The organism is Dietzia sp. Cai40 (assembly GCF_014145165.1).
Lineage (GTDB): Bacteria > Actinomycetota > Actinomycetes > Mycobacteriales > Mycobacteriaceae > Dietzia > Dietzia natronolimnaea.
Window position 1 is genome coordinate 1 of record NZ_JAALEB010000383.1, and the last position, 4,933, is coordinate 4,933.

The following is a 4,933-nucleotide window of genomic DNA, read 5'->3' on the forward strand; positions in this document are numbered from 1 at the left end:
TAGGAGGGTCCACCGTCCGAGATCACCGCAGCAGGCCAGGCCTCTCCCAACTCGAGTCGAGCTTGTCAGAGAAGAACCTTGATCAGATCTTGACGAAACGATGACCCAGATCTCGCAGTTCACACCGCAGAATCGAGTTTCTAAGACAGGCGAGGAGTTGAGTATGATGGGGTGGCTTTACGGTGTGAACTGGATCGACATCGTTCTGTTGATCGCGTTCGTACTCGGTTTCTGGGCGATGGTTCTGGCCTTGGCGACCAGTCTTTTTGGAGGGCATCGGCACCTGCGCGGGCCGCACTCTCCTGCTAATGGGGTCGTCTCTTCCGGTATCTCATTCGCATCTCCCGCAGGGACCGCGACTTCGCGAAGCGTCGATCATGATGAACGCTGACGCCACGGGGCGGGCAGGTGCGCTAAGCCGTGCGCCGCGCGTGCTGGTCTCCCGCCGGTCCTGCTTGGCCGGATCGCTTCTCGCCGGCGCCGGCGCTCTGACTGCATGTTCTGGTTCCGGATCAGCCACGGGCAGTCCCGTGGGAGCCTCGTCAGATCTCGTGAGGCGGCTTGAACAGGAGCGACGCTCCCCCGGCCAAACGGTGGTATCCGCGCAGTTGACCCCCCGTCCGGTCGATGTTGATCTGGGTGGCCGCGTTGTCTCAACGTGGGGATATGACCAACAATTGCCAGGCCCACTGGTGCGGGCCCAAGCTGGAGATCGGCTGCAGATCACCGTGGACAACCAGCTGCCACAGGAGACCAGCGTGCACTGGCACGGGATCGCCATGAGCAACGACATGGACGGGGTTCCCGGGTTGACACAGGACCCGATCGCACCAGGCACCACGTTCACCTACGACTTCACCGCCCCAGACCCAGGCACGTACTTTTACCACTCACATTCGGGTCTGCAACTCGATCGGGGCCTGTACGGAGTGGTGATCATCGATGATCCGGACGAGCCCGGCGACTACGACCATGAATGGCTCGTGGTCCTTGACGACTGGCTCGATGGGACCGGTCGGACTCCCGACGATGTCGCCCGTGATCTGGGCATCGGTGCCGACACCGCAGATGCCGGGATGCAGGGGATAGACCACGACATGATGGACATGCATGGGGGTGAGGGGTCGATGATCTCCCCCATCCTCGGCAGCGCCGGGGATGTCACCTACCCGCACTTTCTGATCAATGGGCGACTCCCTGTCGACCCCTACGTCTGGAGAGCGTCGCGGGGCCAACGCGTGCGCATCCGGTTCGTTAATGCCGGCGCCGACACCGCGTTCCGGGTAGCGCTTGGCGGGCACCGGATGACCGTCACTCACACCGACGGCTTTCCCGTGCTTCCCGAGGACACCGATTCCCTTCTGATCGGCATGGGTGAACGGTTCGATGTTGTGGTCACGCTCGGCGACGGCGTGTTCCCGTTGTTCGCTCAGCCCGAAGGCAAGGATGGTCACGCGCAGGCCCTCGTACGTACAGCAGCGGGCGATCTCCCGACAAATTCCCGACCAGTCGAAGTGGACCGGCGTCCGCTATTGGGTACCGACTTATCCCCCAGCGAGGCAGTACGTCTGTCTAGCCAAAGTCATGATCGGTACCACAGCGTCGACCTGGGCGGGACGATGTCGCCGTACCGGTGGACCCTCAACAGCCAAGTCCACCCGGATTCGGCGCCGCTGGAGGTCAACAGTGGGGAGCGGGTGCGAATGCGGATGCGGAACATGTCCGACATGTTCCACCCGATGCACCTGCACGGACATACGTTCGCGCTCGCGGACAGCGGGCTTCGCAAAGATACCGTCACGATTCGGCCGATGCGCACTATTGAGATCGAGTTCGACACCGATAATCCTGGCCAGTGGGCGTTGCACTGCCACAACGCCTATCACCAAGAGGCCGGGATGATGACCACTCTGTCCTACCTCGCCTGACCGGCAAGGTGATCCACCCGCGGGCCCGAAAGTCCGCAGAAGAAAGGGAACCCAGATGAATCGAAAGAAGCTTGTGATGACCGCCGCTGCCGCCGCGGTCCTGCTGGGGCTGTCCGCCTGCACCAGCGACGAGACCGACACGGCCAGCGAGACCACGACCGCCGTCGAGACCACTGCGACCAGCGGGAGTTCGACCACCGAGCAGGCAGAGGAGTCAGCTCAGCATTCCGAGGCTGACGTGATGTTCGCCCAGATGATGATCCCCCACCATGAGCAAGCCATCGAGATGAGCGACATCATCTTGTCCAAGGATGATGTCCCCGCCGACGTCACCTCGCTGGCCGAGGAGATCAAGGCCGCCCAGGGGCCCGAGATCGCGCAGCTGACCGACTGGCTCGAGCAGTGGGGAGAGCCGACGCAGCCCGAAGGCATGGACATGGACATGGACATGGGCGGTGACCATGACATGGCGCAGATGGAGGGCATGCTCTCCGATGAGGAATTGCAGCTGTTGTCCGACGCTCCCGGCCCTGAGGCTGCCGAGTTGTTCCTCAACCAGATGATCGCCCACCACGAAGGCGCCGTGGCCATGGCCGAAGACCAGGTCGAGAACGGCACGTACCCGCCGGCTGTCGACCTGGCGCAAACCATCATCGACACCCAGCAGCAGGAAATCGACACCATGCAGCAGATGCTCGACTCCATGTAAAAAAACGAAGGCTCGCATTCCCGGCGGGGTCGATGGCAGTCCGACCCCGCCGGAGACCGTCTGGGCATCAACACATTTTCTTGTCCCTGCCAGAAACGAGATACGCACTCATGCTTTCGCACCGAAAGCGGGCCTGGACCCCAATAGCCATCCTTGCATCGGCTCTCATCGCGACCGCGTGTTCGAGCCCGCAGCAGACGCCAGCACCCGAATCCGGGGACGCCTCATCGACGGTCGGCACCGCATTAACACCCGCGCTTGACCATGTGCACGGACTCCACCTCGATGCTGAGGGAAGGGTGCTGGCCGGCACGCATACGGGGCTTTTCGTCCTCAACCCCGATGGCGCGACCACCCGCGTCGGCGACGCCGACGACGACTTCATGGGGCTCACAGGCGCGCCCGGGACGGATAACCTCTACGCTTCGGGCCATCCTGGCCCGTCAAGCTCCGCCCCCAATCCTCTCGGACTCATCGAGAGTGTCGACGGCGGCCAGTCGTGGGCGACGAAATCCCTCTCCGGCGAAGTCGACTTTCACGCCCTGACCACTGACGGAAACACCCTTGTCGGATTCGACACCGCCAACGGAATTCGAACGTCCACCGACTCGGGCGTCAGTTGGACCGACGGCATCGAGATGGCCGCGAGAGCATTGGCGATTACCGACGAGGGCATCTGGGCCACAACCGCAGGAGGCCTACAACTCAGCACCGACATCGGGCGCACATTCGCATCAGTACCAGCTGCTCCCGAACTCCTGCTGATATCTGCAGCCGAAGACGGCACCCTCTGGGGGATCGATACCGACGGCACCGCCTGGCGCAAGAACGTCAACGACGATGAGTGGCAGCAGGGACCAGTTGTCGGTGATGTCGAAGCCATCATCGCCGCGGACCAGGACACTGCCTACGCTGCTGATGGACGGTCATTTCATACATTAACGATTCCCTGAAACGTCGTCGGCGGCGCAAACCAAGGCCGACCGAAGACGGAATGGAAACTACCGGTCAGAACGCATACGAACTCGAGGGAGAAGTGGTGAGGAAAGAAGCGATGCTCGCAGGCGGAGCCGCACCAGAGCGCACACCGGCGAAACGGCTTGCCTCGGTCGCGGTGGCCTTGGTGGCCGCAGTAGGGCTGAGCGCGTGCACGATCGGAGATACCGAGGACACCTCGACGGCCGCTGCACCGAAAGAAGCCCCCGCCGCTGCGGCCGTCATTCACACCTCGTTCGAAGATGGGACAGTGGCCGCGACGCCGCGGGAACCGATCGTCTTGGATGTGACAGACGGTGCGTTCGACGATGTCACGGTCACAAACGAAGAAGGCCGCGAGGTCGAAGGCGAGTTCAACGCGGAACGCTCCCAGTGGCGCACCACCGAGACTCTGGGCTACAACCGGGATTACTCGATCGAGGCGAGCGCTACTAACGACGACGGTGAGACGATTACAGACTCGTCCTCGTTCAGCACCGTGGTCCCGAACTCGACCACCAGCGCGAGCCTGGTGACCGGTCAGGGCCACACGGTAGGTATCGCGCAGCCGGTCGCGGTGCGTTTCGAGTCCGCCGTCGGCGACCGTAAGGCCGTCCAGGACGCCATCGAGGTCACCACGACCCCCGCCGTCGAAGGAGCCTTCTACTGGGTGTCGCCCTCGGAGGTTCGCTGGCGCCCCGCCGAATTCTGGGCACCGGGCACCGAGGTCGACGTCGACGTCAACATCTACGGCACCGATATGGGCGAAGGCCTTTACGGAGCCCAGGACGCAAACAGCAACTTCACGATCGGCGACGAGGTCATCACCACGATCGACGACAACACCAAGACAATGACGACCCGAATCAATGGCGAGGTCGTCAGCAGTAGCCCGGTCTCACTAGGAAAGGCATCGACACCCACCCCGAACGGCACCTACTACATCGGCGACCGATACGAATCGCTCATCATGGATTCATCGACGTTTGGTGTGCCGGTCGACTCGGCCGACGGCTACCGGCTTTCAGTCAACTGGGCCACCCAGATGTCCTACAGCGGGATCTACGTCCATGCCGCCCCATGGTCCGTTGAACAACAGGGCTTCACCAACGTCAGTAACGGCTGTATCAATGTCACCGACGCCTACGCCAAGTCGTTCCAGAACAGCAGCAACCGGGGCGACGTGGTCAAGGTCATCAATACCGTCGGACCGACGCTTCCCGGGACCGACGGGCTGGGCGACTGGAACATCCCGTGGGAAACCTGGCGTGCTGGAAATGCCGACCTAGCCCGGGTGATTCACGGGGATCTGCGGATCGCT

Annotated in this window: 5 protein-coding genes; all 5 read left to right on the top strand. The window is 62.6% G+C overall.

Annotation, left to right across the window (positions count from 1 at the left end):
• The first annotated feature begins 100 nt into the window (after positions 1 to 100).
• Positions 101 to 391, top strand: coding sequence for a hypothetical protein (locus G6022_RS13990; protein WP_146166336.1), 291 nt, complete (start codon positions 101 to 103; stop codon positions 389 to 391).
• Entirely contained in the window at positions 381 to 1,928 is a 1,548-nt protein-coding gene (locus G6022_RS13995; protein ID WP_182638577.1) for a multicopper oxidase family protein, read from the top strand. The genes G6022_RS13990 and G6022_RS13995 overlap by 11 nt, the downstream gene beginning before the upstream one ends.
• 76 nt (positions 1,929 to 2,004) lie before the next feature.
• Positions 2,005 to 2,637: a DUF305 domain-containing protein gene (locus tag G6022_RS14000; protein ID WP_107746683.1), complete on the top strand. Its 633-nt coding sequence runs from the start codon at positions 2,005 to 2,007 to the stop codon at positions 2,635 to 2,637.
• 110 nt (positions 2,638 to 2,747) lie between these two features.
• Positions 2,748 to 3,590 carry a F510_1955 family glycosylhydrolase gene (locus tag G6022_RS14005; protein ID WP_235027361.1) on the top strand — a complete coding sequence of 281 codons (843 nt, stop codon included), beginning with the start codon at positions 2,748 to 2,750 and terminating at the stop codon, positions 3,588 to 3,590.
• A 41-nt stretch (positions 3,591 to 3,631) separates the two neighbouring features.
• Positions 3,632 to 4,933 (top strand): Ig-like domain-containing protein (locus G6022_RS14010; RefSeq protein WP_182691809.1); only part of this gene is annotated, 1,302 nt, incomplete at its 3' end.